At 68.1% G+C, this 18740-nt stretch carries 21 protein-coding genes; 7 read left to right on the plus strand and 14 right to left on the minus strand.

What is annotated here, in order from left to right; all coding sequences use genetic code 11:
- Positions 1–169: 169 nt before the first annotated feature.
- Both ABIC51_RS12175 and ABIC51_RS12180 read left to right on the plus strand, forming a co-directional pair.
- Positions 170–1339, plus strand: coding sequence for an MFS transporter (locus tag ABIC51_RS12175; protein ID WP_021157147.1), 1170 nt, complete (start codon positions 170–172; stop codon positions 1337–1339).
- Positions 1340–1442: 103 nt separating this feature from the next.
- On the plus strand, positions 1443–2603 hold the full coding sequence (locus ABIC51_RS12180; RefSeq protein WP_021157148.1) for an MFS transporter: 1161 nt from the start codon (positions 1443–1445) through the stop codon (positions 2601–2603).
- A gap of 180 nt (positions 2604–2783) precedes the next feature.
- Here the strand turns inward: ABIC51_RS12180 and fahA are convergent, their stop codons facing one another.
- Genes fahA through ABIC51_RS12205 form a run of 5 tightly spaced genes read right to left on the minus strand, consistent with a single transcriptional unit; the run spans position 2784 to position 8704 of the window.
- The gene (gene fahA, locus ABIC51_RS12185) at positions 2784–4088 is read right to left on the minus strand and encodes a fumarylacetoacetase (RefSeq protein ID WP_027788250.1); all 1305 of its coding nucleotides are present in this window, start codon (positions 4086–4088) and stop codon (positions 2784–2786) included.
- Complete coding sequence (hmgA, locus tag ABIC51_RS12190; protein ID WP_059698909.1) at positions 4085–5419, minus strand: homogentisate 1,2-dioxygenase; 1335 nt, start codon at positions 5417–5419, stop codon at positions 4085–4087. Before hmgA ends, fahA begins: the two co-directional genes overlap by 4 nt.
- A 15-nt stretch (positions 5420–5434) precedes the next feature.
- The gene (locus ABIC51_RS12195) at positions 5435–6796 is read right to left on the minus strand and encodes an MFS transporter (protein ID WP_060084026.1); all 1362 of its coding nucleotides are present in this window, start codon (positions 6794–6796) and stop codon (positions 5435–5437) included.
- Positions 6793–7023, minus strand: coding sequence for a DUF2783 domain-containing protein (locus tag ABIC51_RS12200; RefSeq protein ID WP_021157152.1), 231 nt, complete (start codon positions 7021–7023; stop codon positions 6793–6795). The genes ABIC51_RS12195 and ABIC51_RS12200 overlap by 4 nt, the downstream gene beginning before the upstream one ends.
- A gap of 28 nt (positions 7024–7051) precedes the next feature.
- Positions 7052–8704 (minus strand): FAD-dependent oxidoreductase, encoded by a 1653-nt coding sequence (locus ABIC51_RS12205; RefSeq protein WP_354006494.1) that lies wholly within the window; start codon positions 8702–8704, stop codon positions 7052–7054.
- Between the two features lie 373 nt (positions 8705–9077).
- On the opposite strand from ABIC51_RS12205, the gene ABIC51_RS12210 reads away from it, so the two are divergent.
- Complete coding sequence (locus ABIC51_RS12210; protein ID WP_027788254.1) at positions 9078–9881, plus strand: EAL domain-containing protein; 804 nt, start codon at positions 9078–9080, stop codon at positions 9879–9881.
- A 145-nt stretch (positions 9882–10026) separates the two neighbouring features.
- On the opposite strand, the gene ABIC51_RS12215 is transcribed toward ABIC51_RS12210, so the two are convergent.
- Positions 10027–10437, minus strand: a complete 411-nt coding sequence (locus tag ABIC51_RS12215; protein ID WP_027788255.1) for a GFA family protein — start codon at positions 10435–10437, stop codon at positions 10027–10029.
- Positions 10438–10592: 155 nt separating this feature from the next.
- Entirely contained in the window at positions 10593–11384 is a 792-nt protein-coding gene (locus tag ABIC51_RS12220; protein WP_027788256.1) for an IclR family transcriptional regulator, read from the minus strand.
- 164 nt (positions 11385–11548) lie between these two features.
- On the opposite strand from ABIC51_RS12220, the gene ABIC51_RS12225 reads away from it, so the two are divergent.
- Positions 11549–12736 carry an acyl-CoA dehydrogenase gene (locus ABIC51_RS12225; protein ID WP_021157157.1) on the plus strand — a complete coding sequence of 396 codons (1188 nt, stop codon included), beginning with the start codon at positions 11549–11551 and terminating at the stop codon, positions 12734–12736.
- Between the two features lie 149 nt (positions 12737–12885).
- Here ABIC51_RS12225 and ABIC51_RS12230 read toward each other — a convergent pair whose 3' ends face one another.
- Positions 12886–13524 (minus strand): peroxiredoxin, encoded by a 639-nt coding sequence (locus ABIC51_RS12230; protein WP_021157158.1) that lies wholly within the window; start codon positions 13522–13524, stop codon positions 12886–12888.
- 318 nt (positions 13525–13842) lie between these two features.
- Between ABIC51_RS12230 and ABIC51_RS12235 the strand changes: the two genes are divergently transcribed.
- The 3 genes from ABIC51_RS12235 (at position 13843) to ABIC51_RS12245 (ending at position 15145) form a co-directional block, all read left to right on the plus strand.
- Complete coding sequence (locus ABIC51_RS12235) at positions 13843–14145, plus strand: ElaB/YgaM/YqjD family protein (RefSeq protein WP_006494044.1); 303 nt, start codon at positions 13843–13845, stop codon at positions 14143–14145.
- 123 nt (positions 14146–14268) lie between these two features.
- On the plus strand, positions 14269–14658 hold the full coding sequence (locus ABIC51_RS12240; protein ID WP_021157159.1) for a phage holin family protein: 390 nt from the start codon (positions 14269–14271) through the stop codon (positions 14656–14658).
- 43 nt (positions 14659–14701) lie between these two features.
- Positions 14702–15145 (plus strand): DUF3318 domain-containing protein, encoded by a 444-nt coding sequence (locus ABIC51_RS12245; protein WP_027788257.1) that lies wholly within the window; start codon positions 14702–14704, stop codon positions 15143–15145.
- A gap of 54 nt (positions 15146–15199) precedes the next feature.
- On the opposite strand, the gene ABIC51_RS12250 is transcribed toward ABIC51_RS12245, so the two are convergent.
- The 6 genes from ABIC51_RS12250 to nrdR form a co-directional block, all read right to left on the minus strand.
- Positions 15200–15646: a type IV pilin protein gene (locus ABIC51_RS12250; protein WP_175897891.1), complete on the minus strand. Its 447-nt coding sequence runs from the start codon at positions 15644–15646 to the stop codon at positions 15200–15202.
- Positions 15643–16167 carry a hypothetical protein gene (locus tag ABIC51_RS12255; RefSeq protein WP_175756261.1) on the minus strand — a complete coding sequence of 175 codons (525 nt, stop codon included), beginning with the start codon at positions 16165–16167 and terminating at the stop codon, positions 15643–15645. Before ABIC51_RS12255 ends, ABIC51_RS12250 begins: the two co-directional genes overlap by 4 nt.
- A gap of 140 nt (positions 16168–16307) precedes the next feature.
- The gene (locus ABIC51_RS12260; RefSeq protein WP_175897892.1) at positions 16308–17141 is read right to left on the minus strand and encodes a PilW family protein; all 834 of its coding nucleotides are present in this window, start codon (positions 17139–17141) and stop codon (positions 16308–16310) included.
- Complete coding sequence (locus tag ABIC51_RS12265; protein WP_226212724.1) at positions 17131–17535, minus strand: hypothetical protein; 405 nt, start codon at positions 17533–17535, stop codon at positions 17131–17133. The genes ABIC51_RS12260 and ABIC51_RS12265 overlap by 11 nt, the downstream gene beginning before the upstream one ends.
- 5 nt (positions 17536–17540) lie before the next feature.
- The gene (locus tag ABIC51_RS12270; RefSeq protein ID WP_060084034.1) at positions 17541–18104 is read right to left on the minus strand and encodes a GspH/FimT family pseudopilin; all 564 of its coding nucleotides are present in this window, start codon (positions 18102–18104) and stop codon (positions 17541–17543) included.
- 153 nt (positions 18105–18257) lie between these two features.
- A complete protein-coding gene (gene nrdR / locus ABIC51_RS12275; protein ID WP_006476792.1) occupies positions 18258–18737 on the minus strand; it encodes a transcriptional regulator NrdR in 480 nt (159 codons plus the stop codon).
- Between the last annotated feature and the right edge of the window lie 3 nt (positions 18738–18740).

Below are 18740 nucleotides of genomic sequence, written 5' to 3' on the forward strand. Positions count from 1 at the left end.
ACTGTGAGCTTCACGCGCGCAGCCTCGTCGCACGCCGGCAACATCCGTTTTGGCCCCAAGCATAGGGGTTTTCACTGAAGTAGAATCGCGGCTGTCGTTCGCCTTCCCGCCCGCCCGTCCCGCGCATCCTGCGCCAGCCCGAGCGGCGGCTTTTCCCGAGCCCACCGCGATGCCCTTACCTCTTTTCGCCCTCGCCGTCGCCGCATTTGGAATCGGTACCACCGAATTCGTGATCATGGGGCTGCTGCCCAACGTCGCGCGCGATCTCGGCGTGTCGATCCCGGCCGCCGGGATGCTCGTGTCGGGTTACGCGCTCGGCGTGACGATCGGTGCGCCGATCCTCGCGATCGTCACCGCGAAGATGCCGCGCAAGCGCGCGCTGATGGGCCTGATCGGATTGTTCATCGCGGGCAACCTGTTCTGCGCGATCGCACCGGGCTACGCGGTGCTGATGGCCGCGCGCGTCGTCACCGCGTTCTGCCACGGCGCGTTCTTCGGGATCGGCTCGGTGGTCGCGAGCAACCTCGTCGCGCCGAACCGCCGCGCACAGGCGATCGCCCTGATGTTCACCGGCCTCACGCTCGCGAACGTGCTCGGCGTGCCGCTCGGCACCGCGCTCGGCCAGGCATTCGGCTGGCGCGCGACGTTCTGGGCCGTCACCGGCATCGGCATCGCCGCGGCCGCCGCGCTCGCGGTGTGCCTGCCGAGGAACCTCGCGATGCCCGACACCAGCATCACGCGCGAATTCAGCGTGCTGAAGCACCCGCAGGTGCTGATGGTGCTCGGCATCAGCGTGCTCGCGTCGGCAAGCCTGTTCAGCGTGTTCACGTACATCACGCCGATCCTCGAGGACGTGACGGGCTTCTCCCCGCGCCAGGTCACCTACGTGCTGCTGCTGTTCGGCCTCGGGCTGACGGTGGGCGGCACGCTCGGCGGCAAGCTCGCCGACTGGCGCCGGATGCCGTCGCTGATCGCGACGCTCGCGCTGATCGGCGTGGTTCTCGCGCTGTTCGCGGGCACGATGCACCTGCCGTTCGCCGCGCTCGCGACGATCTTCGTGTGGGGCATCCTCGCGTTCGCGATCGTGCCGCCGCTGCAGATCCTGATCGTCGACCGCGCAAGCGATGCGCCGAACCTCGCATCGACGCTGAACCAGGGCGCGTTCAACCTCGGCAACGCAACCGGCGCCTGGCTCGGCGGGATGGCGATCGGCTCCGGCGTGTCGCTCGTGAGCCTGCCGTGGGTCGGCGTCGCGATGGCCGTCGCCGCGCTGGCGCTCACGCTGTGGTCGGCGTCGCTCGAACGCCGCCCGGTGACCGTGCCGACCGAATACGTGTAACGCCGCCCCGCGCGCATTCGTTGCGCGCGCAACGCCAGCAACACCATTCGAACCTGATGGCCTTCATGGACCTTTCAAGGTCCGCGGTGTAGCATCCCGGCCGATGAAAGCCATTCTCAATCGCGATTTCCTCGCGCTGATCCTGAGCGTCGCGGTCGTCGGCCTCGGCACCGGCGCCACGCTGCCGCTCACCGCGCTCGCGCTGACCGAGGCCGGGCACGGCACCAACGTCGTCGGCATGCTGACCGCCGCGCAGGCCCTCGGCGGCCTCGCGATCGTCCCGTTCGTCACCGCGCTCGCGCGCCACATCGGCTCGCGCCGCGCGATCGTCGTATCGGTCGTGCTGCTCGCGGCAGCCACGGCGCTGATGCAGTTCACGTCGAACCTGATCCTGTGGGGTGCGCTGCGCGTGCTGTGCGGCGCCGCGCTGATGCTGCTGTTCACGATCGGCGAGGCGTGGGTCAACCAGCTCGCCGACGATTCGACGCGCGGCCGCGTCGTCGCGATCTATGCGACCAATTTCACGCTGTTCCAGATGGCGGGCCCCGTGCTGGTGAGCCAGATCGCCGGTGCGACGAGCATCCGCTTCGCGCTGTGCGGCGCGCTGTTCCTGCTCGCGCTGCCGACGCTCGCGACGATCCGGCGCGCGCCGCTCGCCGGCGACGACGCGCATCACGAAGCCCACGGCCGCTGGCTCGACGTGCTGCCGCGCATGCCCGCGCTGATCATCGGCACCGGGTTCTTCGCCCTGTTCGATACGCTCGCGCTGTCGCTGCTGCCGCTCTACGCAATGGATCACGGCGTCGCGAGCGCCACCGCCGTGCTGCTCGCGTCGATCATGCTGTTCGGCGATACCGCGATGCAGTTCCCGATCGGCTGGCTCGCGGACAAGCTCGGCCGCGAACGCGTGCACCTCGGTGCGGGCTGGATCGTGCTGGCCGGCCTGCCGCTGCTGCCGCTCGTCATCGCGAACCCGTGGCTGTGCTGGCCGCTGCTGTTCGTGCTCGGCGCGGCGGCCGGCAGCATCTACACGCTGTCGCTCGTCGCGTGCGGCGAACGCTTCCGCGGCGCGGCGCTCGTCACCGCGAGTTCGCTCGTGTCGGCATCGTGGAGCGCCGCGAGCTTCGGCGGCCCGCTGGTCGCCGGCGCGTTGATGGAGCAACTGGGCAGCAACGCGCTGGTCGGCGTGCTGGTCGTCTGTGTCGCCGCGTTCGTCGCGGCCGCGCTGTGGGAGCGCCGCGCCGCGTTGCAGCGCGCGGTCTGATATCGGCGCTGTCGATGTCGATGTCGATGTTGCAAACGCAGACGCAAACATTGACGCTCGCACTCGGCGCCCCACACGGACGCACACGCGCCGCCCCCGGCCTGCCAAACGAAAACGGCCCGCGCAATGCGGGCCGCCCTGTCCTTCCGGACGACTTGTTGCGTGTCGCGCCGCGCCTCGTCACGCGCTCCGCGCGGGCAGGATCTTGCCGGCACACGTGCCGAAGCCGACGCGATAGCCGTCGCCCTGGCACCATCCGGCGAGCGTGAGCTCGTCGCCGTCCTCGATGAATGCGCGACTGCCGCCGCCGTTCAGCGCAACCGGCTCCTTGCCGTTCCACGTCAGTTCGAGCAGGCTGCCGAACGAATCCTTCGTCGGCCCGCTGATCGTGCCCGAACCCATCAGGTCGCCCACGCGCGTGTTGCAGCCGGCCACCGTGTGATGCGCGAGCTGCTGCGCCATCGTCCAGTACATGTGCCTGAAATTCGTGCGGCAGATCGACGTCGCCTCCGCCGCCCCTTCCGCGCGCAGCGTCACTTCGAGCGCGATGTCGAACGCATGCTTGCCCGCATGCCGCAGATACGCGAGCGGCTGCGGCGACTGCTCGGGCTGCGCGACGCGGAACGGTTCGAGCGCATCGAGCGTGACGATCCACGGCGAGATCGTCGTCGCGAACGTCTTCGCGTTGAACGGGCCGAGCGGCACGTATTCCCACTGCTGGATGTCGCGCGCGCTCCAGTCGTTCAGCAGCACCATCCCGAAGATATGTGCTTCCGCGTCCTCGCACGCGATCGGCTCGCCGAGCGCATTGCCGCGGCCGACGATGAAGCCCGTCTCCAGTTCGATGTCGAGCTTGCGGCACGCGCCGAACACCGGACGCTCCTGGTCGGGCAGCTTCAGTTGCCCGTTCGGGCGCCGCACCGGCGTGCCGCTCACGACCACCGACGACGCACGGCCGTTGTAGCCGATCGGCATCTCCGACCAGTTCGGCAGCAGCGCGTTCTTCGGATCGCGGAACATCGAACCGACGTTGGTCGCATGCTCCTTCGACGAATAGAAATCGGTGTAGCCGGGAATCTCGACCGGCAGATGCAGCGTCGCGTCGCGCTGCGCGACGAGCACCTGCGCGCGCAGCGCCGCATCGTCACGCAGCCGCGGGTTGTCGCGCGAGAACAGGTCCGACAGCTGCACGCGCACGCTGCGCCATGCGTCGCGGCCGAGCGCGATGAACGGATTGAGCGTCGGCGCGGCGAACACGTCGGCGCCGGCCGGCAGCGTCACGAGGCCCGCGCGTGCGAGCGCGGCAAGATCGACGATCCGGTCGCCGAGCGCGACGCCGGCGCGGCGCGCCGTCTGCTTCGCATCGCTGAAGATCCCGAACGGCAGGTTCTGGATCGGGAAATCGCAGGCGGGATCGTTCGCCGTCTCGACCCAGCTCTTGCGGGCCGGGTCGAGCGTCGCGCGCCAGTCTTGGGTATCGCTCATCTTTGCTCCGGGTTGAAGTGTTTCCTGATGCCTTGCCAGCATTCGAAGTAGTCGGCCTGCAGCTGCGCGGTGTCGAGCGCGTAGCGCGTCGGCCGGATCAGCGTGCGGGTTTCGAACATGAACGCCATCGTCGCGTCGACCTTGTGCGGCTTGCTCGTATCGCTCGCGGACGCCTTCTCGAACGTGTCCGCGTCGGGCCCGTGGCCCGACATGCAGTTGTGCAGGCTCGCGCCGCCCGGCACGAAGCCTTCGGCCTTCGCGTCGTACGCGCCGTGCACGAGCCCCATGAACTCGCTCGCGACGTTGCGGTGGAACCAGGGCGGGCGGAACGTATCCTCGGCCGCGAGCCAGCGCGGCGGGAAGATCACGAAGTCGATCGTGTCGACGCCCGGCGTGTCGCTCTGCGACTGCAGCACCAGGAAGATCGACGGATCGGGATGGTCGTAGCTGATCGAGCCGATCGTGTTGAACAGGCGCAGGTCGTATTTGTACGGCGCGTAGTTGCCGTGCCACGCAACGACGTCGAGCGGCGAATGGCCGATGTCCGCGCGCCACAACCGGCCGTTCAGCTTCGCGATCAGCTCGAACGCGCCTTCGCGGTCTTCGTAAGCGGCCTGCGGCGTCAGGAAGTCGCGCGGGTTCGCGAGACCGTTCGAGCCGATCGGGCCGAGGTCCGGCAGACGCAGCAGCGCGCCGAAGTTTTCGCAGATGTAGCCGCGCGCATTGCCGTCCGGCAGCGCGACGGAAAAACGCACGCCGCGCGGGATCACCGCGATCTCGAACGGCTCGACGTCGAGCCGGCCGAATTCCGTCGCGATGAACAGGCGCCCCTGCTGCGGCACGATCAGCAGTTCGCCGTCCGCGCTGTAGAAAAAGCGGTCCTGCATCGAGCGGTTCGCCGCGTACAGGTGGATCGCGCAACCGTTCATCGCGGCGGCCGACCCGTTGCCGGCCATCGTCACCAGCCCTTCGACGAAATCGGTCGGCTCGACCGGCATCGGCAGCGGGTCCCAGCGCAGCTGGTTCGGCGGCGTCGGCGGCACGTCGGCCGAGTCGCCGAATTCCGACACGAGCCGCTGCGGGCCCGCGTACGGCTCGAACGGCCGATGCACGGCCGCCGGGCGAATGCGGTACAGCCACGAGCGGCGGTTGTGGCCACGCGGCGCGGTAAACGCGGTGCCCGACAGTTGCTCCGCATACAGCCCGTACGGCGCGCGCTGCGGCGAGTTGCGGCCGTGCGGCAGCGCGCCGGGCAGTGCCTCGGTCGCGAATTCGTTCGCGAAACCGCTCAGGTAGCCGGCGTTTGCCGGTTTCGACAGGTCAAGCGTCATCGTTTCCTTTCTCCCTCAATTCGTGGCGGCGGTCGGCGCCTGCACGCCGTTGCGCCGCGTTACGCCCGCAAGCCCGAGGACGAACAGCGCCGAGCACAGCACGGGCACCGCGGCCGCGTGGAACAGCGCGCCGTTCGACCAGTTGAGCGCAATCAGTTGCCCGCCGACGAGCGGCCCGAGCACCGAGCCGATCCGGCCGATGCCGAGGCTCCAGCCGATGCCCGTCGAGCGCAGCGACGTCGGGTAATACTGGCCCGCGAGCGCGTTCACGGCCGGCTGCCCGCCGACCACGCAGAACCCGCCCGCGAACACGACCACCAGCAGCCACGGCAGCGCATGCGCGACCGAGCCGATCAGCCCGACCGACACCGCGGCGCACGCAAAGCAGGCGAACAGCACGCGCACGAAGCCGTAGCGTTCGATGAACCAGCCGAGCGACAGCGTGCCGATCACGCCGCCGGTCTGCAGCACCGTGCCGACGATCACGGCCGTACCCGGCGAATAACCGGCATCGCGCATCACCGTCGGCAGCCAGTTCGACAGGAAATACAGGTCGATCAGGTTCATGAAGCTGATCGCCCACAGCAGCAGCGTGACCGGCAGGCGGCCATGGCTGAACAGCTCGGCGACCGGTGCGCCGGTCGCGGCCCGCTCGCGCACGACGAGCCGCGTGTGCGCATCGATGCCGGCCTGCGGCGCGAAACCCGCGAGCCAGTCGCGCGCCTGCGCGACGCGCCCTTTCAGCACCAGAAACTGCAGCGATTCGGGCAGCCGCGCGACCATCGCGATCGTGAGCACGAGCGGCACCGCGCCGCCGACGAAGAACACCGAGCGCCAGCCGAGCGCCGGAATCAGCGCGGCGCTGATGAAGCCGCCGAGCGCCGCGCCGAGCGTGAAGCCGCACGACACGATCATCATCCGCTTCACGCGATGCGCGGCCGGGCTGAACTCGCCGACCAGCGCCATCGCGTTCGGCATGATGCAGCCGAGGCCGAGGCCCGTGACGAAGCGCAGCGCCATCAGCACCGGGATCGAACCCGCGAACGGCGTCGCGAGCATCGTCACCGCGAAGAACAGCGTCGAGCCGATCAGCACCGGGCGCCGCCCGATCCGGTCGGCCAGCACCGACAGCCCGAGCGCGCCGAGCAGCATCCCGAACAGGCTCGCGCTGAACACCGGCCCGAGCGCCTGTTTCGGCACGCCCCATTCGGCAATCACGCTCGGGGCGACGTAGCCCATCGCCTGCGCATCGAACCCGTCGATCACGAGGCACAGCCCGCACAACACGAGCAGCATCCAGTGAAAGCCCGGGCGATGGGTCTCGTCGATCACGTGCTCGACTTCGAGCACGCGTGCGTCGGCCGGCGCCGCGCTCATTGCGCGACCTCGGCGGCCGGATGCACGGGCGGCGTCACGCCCTGGCGCGCGAGCGCCATCGCTTCGCGCAGCACGTCGGCGTCGCCGATCTGGTTCGCGAGCAGCAGGATCAGCTTCGCGTTGACGAGCTGGCTGTCGGCGTCGGACAGGTCGCGATGCATGTCGATCAGCGCTTCGTAGAACGCGTCCGGGTCGGCCAGGCGAGGGCGGGTGTCGAGTGAGGGCATGACGGAGTCTCCGGTGTCTTTATCGTATTCAGCGTGCGCAGGTCGCGCGCGCCAGTGCGTCGGAAAGCGCCTGACGCTCGAGCGTGCGCATGCGGGCGCAGACATGCTGGTCGGGGCGCAGCAGGTAGAACGTGCCGGGCTTCGCGTCGTAGCGTTGCGCGGCGAAACCGTCGACGTCCTCCACGACGTCGACACCCGCGACCGGCTGCGCGTGCCCGGCCGGCACGACGAGCACGGGCCGCACCGGCAGCGCGAGGCCGTCGAGCGCCTGCGCGAGCGCGCCCGCATCGCCCGGCAGCCCGAACAGCACGCCGGTGAAGCCGCTGCCCAGATGCTGGAGCAGCCAGCCCGACGCGCCCTGCGCACGCACCGGCGCATCGGCTGCCGCCGCGCCCGGGCGCATCGCGCCCGCGAATGCGTCGCCATTGCGGTCCGGCGTGTTCAGCGGCGAATCGGCCAGCACCGCCGGCACCGACAGGCGGCCGCTGTTCACGAGCTTGCGCGCGAACTCGCAGTCGCGCGCGAGCTTCAGCGTCGCGTCGCGGAATACGCGCGACACCGGGCTTTTCGGCGTGATGAAGTCCGTCGAGCGCGTCGAGTTGCGGATGTTCTCGTCTGCGGCGAACTCGCGCTCGCTCGCATACGTATCGAGCAGGCTGTCAGCCGAACGGCCGTCGAGCACGAGCTTCAGCTTCCAGGCGAGGTTGTCGGCGTCCTGCACGCCGCTGTTCGCGCCGCGCGCGCCGAACGGCGACACGCCGTGCGCGGAGTCGCCCGCGAACAGCACGCGGCCGTGGCGGAACGTATCCATCCGCTGGCAGCGGAACGTATAGACGCTCACCCATTCGAGCTCGAACTCGACGTCCGGCCCGAGCAGCGCGCGCACGCGCGGGATCACGCGCTCCGGCTGCTTCTCGGCGACCGGATCGGCATCCCAGCCGAGCTGGAAGTCGATGCGCCACACGTTGTCGGGCTGGCGATGCAGCAGCACCGACTGATTGGGGTGGAACGGCGGGTCGAACCAGAACCAGCGCTCGGTCGGAAACTCCGCCTTCATCTTCACGTCGGCGATCAGGAAGCGGTCCTTGAACGTGCGCCCGCGGCTTTCGAGGCCCATCATCGTGCGCATCGGGCTGCGCGAGCCGTCGGCCGCGATCACGTACTGCGCGCGCAGCGTCGCGATGCCTTCCGGCGTCTCGATCGTCAGCACCGCGTGTTCGGCCGCCTGCTCGATGCCCGTCACCTTGTGCTTCCAGCGGATATCGATGTTCGGCAGCTCGAACGCGCGGTCGGCCAGATAACCTTCGACGTAGTACTGCTGCAGGTTGATGAACGCGGGGCGCGCATGCCCTTCCTCGGGCAGCAGGTCGAATGCGTACAGCTGCTCGTCCTGCAGGAACACCTTGCCGACGTGCCAGCTGACGCCCTTGTCGACGAAGCGCTCGCCGCAGCCGAGCCGGTCGAAGATCTCGAGCGTGCGCTTCGCGAAGCAGATCGCGCGCGAGCCGGTGGACAGCGTGTCGTCGTCGTCGAGCAGCACGACGGGCACGCCCTGCTGCGCGAGGTCGATCGCCGCCGCGAGACCCACCGGGCCCGCGCCGACGACGATCACCGGGTGAACGGTCGCGTCCTGCGCACGCGGACGGTATTCGAACTTCAGCGTCTGGTAATCGATGCTCATGGTCGCCGTCCGCCCCTCAACCCTGCCGGGCGGGCGCCGGCTCGCCCGTCATCCCGCCCGTCGCCTGCCGGCGCGCCGCGCCGCCGTCCCGCGTGCCATTCCTGTCAACCGCCACGTCTCGCTCCTTGCTTCCTGTTGATTCGCGAACGGCGCCGTTTCGCGGCGCCCGCCTGCCGCATTTCTTGATCGGCGACAAATTCTGGATTTACGAATAGTAAAACCAATTACGAATAGTGAAATCAACGTAAACCCTAGGCGAAGGCTCGGAGACGGGATAACCATATAAGTGAAACGCCGAGCCGACCTTGGCCGGCACTGCTAATATCAAGCTACGAGGCGGCCCGTTCGGCCGCCGTTTTTCCTTCTTACGCCGATGATTCCGCCCACCATTCCCGAGCTGGTCGCCCGTGCCGGGCAACTGCCGTATCTGCGGGATCACCTCGCGCTCGCCGATGGCGGCACCGCAAGCGCGAACCTGCCCGAGCGCACGCTCGGCAGCGCCTACGAACCGATCTACGACGTGACGATGCCGGGCGCGCCGCAATCGACGTCGTTCGCCGACGCCATCGAGCGCTATGGCGACGAGCTCGGCTTCCAGGCCGTGACGGTCGTCACGGGCGCGCCGCACGATCCGGTCGACTCGGCCGTCGACGACCAGACGCTCGTGGCGATCGACCGCCTGTCGCGCGCGCTGCACGCGATCAATTTCTTCGGCGCCCAGCGCCACGGGCTGTTGTTCCTGCGCGTGCACGAACGCCTGCTGAAAAGCGTGAAGTACGACCACGGCAAGCATTTCTCGTCGGTGCTGCAGCGCTTCGGGCTGCCGACCGAGCGGATCGTGATCGAGCTGCCGGCGGTCGCGGTCGCGCACAAGACCTTCCTCGGCTACCTGACACGCAGCTATCAGCATCATGGCTTCAAGGTGGCGGACAAGCTGCCCGACCCGGGCCGCATCCTCGCGGTCGAATCGGACATGGCGCGCCCCGACTACATCAAGATGGATGCGGGCATCGCGTTGCGCGACGGGATGGTCAAGGCGCTCGTCGCGTATGCGCAGCGCGTGCGGATTCCGCTGATCTTCGACGGTGTCGTCGACGAAACGCAGTGCGAGCTGCTGCGCCAGCACGACGTGCGGTTCATGCAGGGGCCGGTGTTCGCGAAGGTCGTGACGGCCTGAACGGATGAGGTAGCCGGCGCACGCGTAGAGCGGCGCGCCGGATGCGCGGCGAGGGTGTAGCGCCGCTTGAAGCAGGATGAAGCGATCGGGTGGCCGTGCGCGACCCGCGGCTCGACGCCTGCCCGTCAGTGCAGACGGTTACCGCCTACGCGCTTCCGCCATCGTCGTACTTGGGCAGATCGTCGTCGATCTCGATGCCCGGGAAACGATCCCCATACCAGACGTGCCAGGCCGGCCGTAGCCGCGACGGCTCATCGAGCGTGGCGTAATTGATCTCGACCGTTTTCGGCGCGTCGATCAGCCGGTATTCGAGCTGCGCGCCGCAACGGCCGCAGAAGCGCCGCTCGCCCCACGCGCTCGACGCGTAGACGGTCGGTTCGCCCTGCAAGTATTCGAACGCGTCGATCGGCACCGATGCCGATGCGACGACCGCCGCACCGGTCGTGCGCTGGCAGAGCCGGCAGTGGCAGAAGCCGGCGTCGGTCGGGACTTGGGCGATACGGTAGCGGATTGCGCCGCACGCGCATCCGCCTTCCATGGATTCCGGGTGAGACATCGCAGACCTCGTCGTCGGGAAGCTGGCGATCGATGATGAGCGCGGTTCGGGCGCGGCACAAGAGACAGCGGCAGCCGCCATCCGCCGTCACCATCCCCCTCACCTTCACCGGCGACCACGCGGTTGCGGTGCGAGGGCAACGCGCGCCGCGTTTCTCAGGCCGTCTGCCCGAGCCGCTGCGCGAGCGCCTTCAGCTTCGGCCCGACCTGCGTGCGAAACACCTCCTCGTCCATCGACGATGCGGGGCCGCTGCAGCTCAGGATCAGCCAGCGCCCCTCGCGCGGCTCGCGAAACGGCACGGCCGCCGCATTGACGTCCATGTGCCACGCCCGGAACGAATAACAGCAACCGCCCGCCGAGAACTCGGCCACCGCATGCTGCGCGGCGGCGACGAGCGCATCGGCGTCGGCCGCACCGCCGGCCGCGCGGTGCAGCTCCGCATAGAGCGCGCGGCGCACGTCCTCCGGTTGCACAGCCAGGTACGCGCGCCCCATCGAGCTCGTCAGCATCGACAGCCGCGAGCCGGGCGCGAGCCCGAGCGTCAGCGCGGTCTCGCTGCGGATCGTCTCCAGATAGATCATGTCGAGCCCGTCGCGGCAGCCGAGCGACACGGCCGCGCCGATGTCGCGCGCGAGCGCCTGCATGTGCGGCCGCGCGAGGTCGAGCGTCCCCGAGCCGGACAGCAGCGCGTAGCCGAGCGACAGCACGCCGGCGTCGAGCGCATACTTTCCGAGCGTCTCGTCGTAGCGCAGGTAGCCGAGCACGGTCAGCGTATAGGCGAGCCGGTTCACGGTCGCCTTCGGCAGCCCGGTGCGCTCCGCGAAGTCGCGGTTGCCGAGCATCGTCTCGCCGGGCCGGAATGCGCGCAGCAGGTCGAGCCCGCGCGCGAGCGCGACGACGAACTTGCGCTCGTCAATCGTGGTTTCGTCGATGGTTGAAAGTGTCATCTGGTGCTACACTGGGTTCGATTTGCAAAACATTGTTCCGCACAGCGGAACGCCAGTCAAGCGAACTTTTGGCATGGGGCCCGGCTGGAAGACCGGACCGACCGCTAAGCATGGGGCCAGAGTAAGCGCTGAAGCGCCAACTCTGCCCGACAGGAGATGAGACGATGAGTGCTGCAACTTTTCATTGGGACGATCCGCTGCTGCTCGACCAGCAACTGACCGAAGAAGAGCGGATGGTGCGCGACGCGGCGCAGGCGTATGCGCAGGACAAGCTCGCCCCGCGCGTCACCGAGGCGTTCCGCCACGAGCGCACCGACGCCGAAATCTTCCGCGAGATGGGCGAAGTCGGCCTACTCGGCCCGACGATTCCCGAGGAATACGGCGGCCCCGGCCTCAATTACGTGAGCTACGGACTGATCGCGCGCGAAGTCGAACGCGTCGATTCGGGCTACCGGTCGATGATGTCCGTCCAGTCGTCGCTCGTGATGGTGCCGATTTACGAATTCGGCTCCGACGCGCAGAAGCAGAAATACCTGCCGAAACTCGCGACCGGTGAATGGATCGGCTGCTTCGGGCTGACCGAGCCGAACCATGGCTCCGACCCGGGCAGCATGGTCACCCGCGCGAAGAAGGTGCCCGGCGGCTACTCGCTGTCCGGCGCGAAGATGTGGATCACGAACTCGCCGATCGCCGACGTGTTCGTCGTATGGGCGAAGCTCGAGGAGAACGGCAAGGACGCGATCCGCGGCTTCATCCTCGAGAAGGGCTGGAAGGGCCTGTCGGCGCCCGCGATCCACGGCAAGGTCGGGCTGCGCGCATCGATCACCGGCGAAATCGTCCTCGACGAGGTGTTCGTACCGGAAGAGAACCTGATGCCGAACGTGAGCGGCCTGCGCGGCCCGTTCACGTGCCTGAACTCGGCCCGCTACGGGATCGCGTGGGGCGCGCTGGGCGCCGCCGAATCGTGCTGGCACACCGCGCGCCAGTACGTGCTCGACCGCCAGCAGTTCGGCCGCCCGCTCGCCGCGAACCAGCTGATCCAGAAGAAGCTCGCGGACATGCAGACCGAAATCACGCTCGGCCTGCAAGGCGTGCTGCGCCTCGGCCGGATGAAGGACGAAGGCACGGCGGCCGTCGAGATCACGTCGATCATGAAGCGCAACTCGTGCGGCAAGGCGCTCGACATCGCCCGGCTCGCGCGCGACATGCTCGGCGGCAACGGCATCTCCGACGAATTCGGCGTCGCGCGCCACCTCGTGAACCTCGAAGTGGTCAACACGTACGAAGGCACGCACGACATCCACGCGCTGATCCTCGGCCGTGCGCAGACGGGCATCCAGGCGTTCTTCTGACCGGCCGGATGCGGCGCGCCCGGCAGCCATGCCGCGCCGCGCACGCATAAACGACACGGCCCGCCCGGCATCACTGCCGGGCGGGCCGTTTTTCATCGGAAACGCACTCCGGGCCGGCGGCCCGGTACGCGTTCACGTGCCGCAGATGCTTACTTGTTCGGCTGCGGCGTGAGGCGCAGATACGGACGCACTGCTTTGAAGCCCTTCGGGAAGCGCTTCTTCAGCTCTTCCGGATCCTGCAGCGACGGCACGATCACGACATCATCGCCATCCTTCCAGTTGCCGGGCGTCGCGACCTTGTAGTTGTCGGTCAGTTGCAGCGAATCGATCACGCGCAGCACTTCGTCGAAGTTGCGCCCCGTGCTGGCCGGATACGTGATGATGAGCCGCACCTTCTTGTTCGGGTCGATCACGAACAGCGAACGCACCGTCAGCGTTTCGTTCGCGTTCGGGTGGATCATGTCGTACAGCTGCGAAACCTTGCGGTCCGCATCGGCGATGATCGGGAAGCCGACGACCGTCGACTGCGTTTCGTTGATGTCGTTGATCCAGCCCTTGTGCGATTCGACGCCGTCGACCGACAGCGCGATCACCTTCACGTTGCGCTTCTCGAATTCGCCCTTCAGCTTCGAGGTCAGCCCGAGTTCGGTCGTGCATACCGGCGTGTAGTCGGCCGGATGGGAGAACAGGACACCCCAGCCGTCACCCAGCCACTCGTGAAACTTGATCGGACCCAGGCTCGATTCCTGCTCGAAATCCGGTGCGATGTCGCCAAGACGCAGACTCATGATGTTCCCTCCTCGAACGATGCTGGTTGAAACCGCGCCCGGGTCGGCGCGGGAAAGTGTGTCAGCTTACGGGAAGCAATGGGGCATGCGAACGATTATTCCGTTTGATATTCATACTTTTTTGTCATTTTTGCCCGGTGTCGGTGCAGCGCGGGCAGCCCTGCGGGAAACTTTTCACCCCGTTTGCCGCTCTGTTGATCATTACAAGTCGTTTACCATGCGGTCTTGCACTGCCGTCGTGTGTCTTCCCGGCTCGCCAGCAGGCAGGCGTTTCGCTACGATGTGAACCTGCAGCATGACAGCATGAAGGGAGTTGCAATGTCGGAAATCAACAAGGAGAAACTGATGTCGGATATCAAAACCGTTCTCTCGGACGCCGAAGACCTGCTCAAGCAAGCTGCGAGCAGCACGGGCGACCGTGCGGCCGAGCTGCGCGAGAAAGCCATGTCGCGCCTGAAGCAGGCCAAGGAAAAGGCAGCCGACGTCCAGGTCGTCGTGGTCGAGAAAGGCAAGAAGGCCGCACGCGCGACCGACGATTACGTGCACGAGCATCCGTGGACGTCGATCGGCGTCGCCGCCGGCGTTGGCGTGCTGATCGGCCTGCTGATCAACCGCAAGTAACGCGCCCTGCGTCGTTCCGTCCCGCGGGCCGCTTCACGCGGCCTGCGGGCGTCGAAGCCAGCCGGCGGTTTCCGCCGGCCGGCTTTGTCCTAGCTGCACACTGCACGCGCACGCACCTCACCCATGACGACAGACACCACCTCGCAGCCGTCCGGCCAAGGACCGCTGCGCCGCCTCGTCGGCTCCGCGATCGGGCTTTTGCAAACGCGCCTCGAACTGGTGGGCATCGAGCTTGCCGAGGAGAAGGAGCGCCTGATGGGCGTGCTGTTCCTCGGGCTCGCCGCGATGATGCTCGCGACGATGGCACTCATCAGCCTGACCGTACTCGTCGCGATCGCGTTCTGGGATACCTACCGCTGGCAGTCGCTCGCGGCGATCACCGCGCTCTATGCCGCAGGCGGGATCGCGTGCGCACTGAAAGCCCGTTCGGGCCTGCGCGACGCGCCGACCGTATTCGAGGCGACGCTCGCCGAACTCGAGAAAGACCGCGAACTGTTCCGCGGCAAGCCGTGAACGCAGTCGCGCTCACCCCTCCCACCTACTTCGCCGACGCGCCATGAGCCAGAACGTCACGGGCAATTCCCCCCGCTCCCATTCGTCGCGATCGAACTGGAGCGCGTCGCAGCATCGCGCGCTCCGCAAGGAACTGCTGATCCTGCGATCCGAAGTCGAGCGGCTCGAACTCGCGGAAGCCGCCGGCGAAATGCGCCAGGCCGTCACGCGCTTCAGCTGGCTCAAGGTGTTCATCCCCGGCCTGTCCAGCAACAAGTTCAGCCAGTCCGCCAAGAACCTGAACGCAAGCCTCGGCCAGCTCGTCAACCAGTATCCGATGCTGAGTTCGCTCGCATCGCTCGTGCTCGCCAAACCCGTTCGCTCGCTGCTGCGCGCGAGCGCGGGGCCCGCGCTGAAGTGGGGCACCCTCGGTTTCGCTGCATGGGAGGTCTACCGGATCTGGAAGGCGTCCCGCGACGAGCGCGGGCTCGACGCGCACGACGACTGATCGTCGCCATCCTGCGCGCACGGCCATCCGCCGTGGCGCGCCTTTCATTCGAACTCAACGCACACCCCAGCACGCGGCGACCGGTTCGTCGACGGCATCACTTCGGACATTGCCCTTCGTCCCGTCCGAGCGCAGCGTGAATGCGCCGCATGCATCGCCGTGCATCGGGCCGGTGTCGAGCGGAATGGCTTCCAGCTCATAGCTCACGGGCGAATCGTCGCCGTCCGGCCGCCGGAGCGCCAGACGATAGACCGCGCGCCCGTCCGGCGGCGCTTGCGCGAGTGCTGCGGGCAATGCCGAAGGCGGCACCCCCTCCAGTGTTTCGAGATATTGGGCCGCCCGGTACAGCGCGGCGACTGCCGATGCGCGATGAGCGCGCGCCACATGCTCGCGATACGACGGGATGCCCCATCCGGCCAGCACCGCGACGATCGCGAGCACGATCATCAGCTCGATCAGCGTGAATCCCGCCGAGCGTTGCATGGATGGGCGACCGCTCATCGAAGCACCGTCGCGACGTGACGCCAGCGCAAGGCGACGATGTGTCCGTCGCGGATCGCGACCTGATGCTGCAGCCAGACGGCGCTCGATGCATGCGCACCGACACCGCGCGCGGTGACCACGTACGCACGGGCATCGGCCGGCCCGGCCCCACGCCACGCTTCGATCAGGCATCGCGGCGGTTGCACGACCGTCGGCCATCCTGCGAACGGCGCGAACGCTTCGGCCGCCGCCAGCGCCGGCGTGCGCCGCCACGCGTCGGGCTCCGCGTGCGACTCGCCTTCGCTTACGTAGGGCGCCGAGCCCCGGCGCAATCGCGCGGTGCACGCGGCAAGCGCGGCATCGGCCGCGTGAAATGCGACCAGCCGATCGGACAACGCGCGCGTGCGGCGCGATTCCGTCAGTGCAGCTTCGAACCACGTGCCTGTCAGCGCCGCAACCGCCGCGCCAACCGCGATCACCGCAGGCAATGCAAGGCCCGCTTCGCGACGCCGATCGCAGATGGTTGACCGCAAGCGCATGTGCAACGCTCGCCGTCTCGACGCCAGGGCCTCCGCACCCGCAGCCCGCCGCAGGTCTTCGCCACTTGTCGCGACACGCTCATGCGGGTTGCCTGCCGCGACGCATGCCGACCGCTGCGGCACGTGCCGCCCCGCTCCGTTCATCGCAGCACCTCGCGGTCATCCGTTGCATCGCGCGGCGTATCGTCGAATGCGCCCGCGACATTCCTCAATGCGACGATGCGATCGAGCGTCATGCGCGCGCGGCCGTCTTGTGCAACGACGGTGCGGCCATCGCAGTCGACGTGCCGCACCGGCTCGCCCGACGGTTCACCGCGCGCCCGCACGCAGACATGCACGGCCACGACCTCGTGCCAGTCGTCGACGCGCATGGCATCGGCATCGACGAACTGCGTGCCGCCGCGACGAAGATAGCGCACCCGCAACTGATCGATTCCCGACACGACCGGCTGTGGCGTGCCCGGACGGCCGTTTCCTTCGCAATACAGTTCGGGCTCGCCCGTCGACGGACTAACGTGCACATCGAAGCGGTTCTCCACCGGCGCACGTTCGCCGGCCCCGCCAATACCCTGCCCGAGGCAATCCGGCACCTGGCCGCTAACGGTGGGCCACGTCGACACGGCGTCGCCGACATACCGGATCAGCAGCGCGTCCGATGCAGCGCGCACGGGCTCGCACCGTACTTCCGCGCCACTTCCCCTCACACGCGCCATCGAACAGCCGAACACCGGCGGCAACGACGACACGCCCCCTGCATCGAGCGGCCGGAATCCTGCCATCTGGATCTGCTGGCCGATCAGCATCAGTGCGGTGCCGGCCGCATCGCGCATCCGGAACCCGTCGTCCGCACGCCGCTGGGCGATGCGCTGCGCGTGGAGCAGCGCAACGGCCGCCGCGAGCACGAGCAGACCGACGGTCATCGCAATCAATACTTCAAGCAGCGTATGCGCACGCATGCGGCGATCAGCGTTCATCGGCGTCAGTCTCCCGATACGGAATCCGGACGCAAGACGGCGGCTGCGCCGGCCTGCCCGTCGCATCGCATCGCGGTCCGCTAGCCGAATGACCGCCGCGCCAGCCGACAACCGCGTAGCTGACGCCACCCGGCCCATCGCCACGCATCATCGCGCCGCCGGGCAGCGACGCTGCGGCCCGCGCCGCGAGGCCGTCGTCAGCCTGCGCGGCTACGTGCAAGCGCTCGATACGCGCATCAGCCAGCCACAGCGCGCGCTCACGCCAGATCGTCGCGCGCTGCGCACGCGCCATCGCAAGCTGGCTGCCCGCCACGGCCAGCATTACGGCCGCGAGGAGCGCGACGGCCAGCATCGCTTCGAGCAGCGACGTGCCGCGCATTGCGTTGCGCATCATGACACTCACGCCGCGTCGCAGCGGCCGGCGACAACCCGCGCCCGGCCGCCTGCCGCAATCCGCACGCAACGCGACGCACGTGTGGCGTCAGCCTCCGATATGTCGCGTCGTGGACTCAATTCGAACCGCCGGATACCACCGATTGCCTGACCGACCGGCGGCGCAAACGCGAGATCGTGCGCCGCACCCGCGACGGCCACTTCGGCATCGCGCGGATAGCGCCTCAGCACGCGTGACTGCCCGTCGACCTGCCCGCTGACGATCCAGTCGCACGACCATTCGGCCGGATCGCACCGTTCACCCGCACGCAAACAGGCGCCGCCGCTCCCGGCCCTGCACAGCGTGACGCGCACGCCGAGGCGCATCGCCTCGGTACGTGCAAACGACAGCGCGCCGAGCAGCGCGCGCGAGCGTGCATCCACACGTTCACGCATGCGCCACTGATCGAACGCGGGCGCCGCATGGAGCGCGAGCCCGGCCGCCAGCGAGAGGGCGACCATCAGCTCGACGAGCGTGAACCCGCCCGAGCGGCGCAACACATTTTTCAGGGGTAAAGCGTGCAGTCCCATCGCAGCCGTCCTTCGCCAAGGTGATGCGACGACTGTAGCGACGCGTGCGGACGCGCGCCATTTGCCGAACGGCCGACTGGCGGCATGCGATCGCGACCGACACAATCGGCGCGAACTGATCCAACGGAGAAGACGATGAACGGACGCAGCGCGTCAGCGCTTACGCGGAGTCTTGGCGGGAGAGGCGCGACGGAACTCTTCGATCACGTCGGCAAATTCGGAAACGTCCTCGAACCGGCGATACACCGATGCGAAGCGGACATAAGCGATCGTATCGAGGCCGCGCAACTCGTTCATCACGAGTTCGCCGAGCTTCTCGCTACGCACTTCGCGCTCGCCTGTCGCGAGCAGTTGATACTCGATGCGGGCGACCGCCGCGTCGATCGCGTCGGCAGCAACCGGCCGCTTGCGCAGCGCGAGTTGCATGCTGGCGACGATCTTGCGACGGTCGAATTCCGTGCGGCTGCCGTCCTTCTTCACGACGAACGGCAGGGACAGCTCGACCCGCTCGTACGTCGTGAAGCGCTTGTCGCAAGCCGAGCAGCGACGGCGCCGCCGGATCGCGGCGCCATCTTCGGACACGCGCGAGTCCACGACCTGCGTGTCGTCATGCCGGCAGAACGGGCAGCGCATCGT

This window comes from Burkholderia sp. 572 (assembly GCF_040545135.1).
In the GTDB taxonomy this organism is placed as follows: domain Bacteria; phylum Pseudomonadota; class Gammaproteobacteria; order Burkholderiales; family Burkholderiaceae; genus Burkholderia; species Burkholderia cepacia.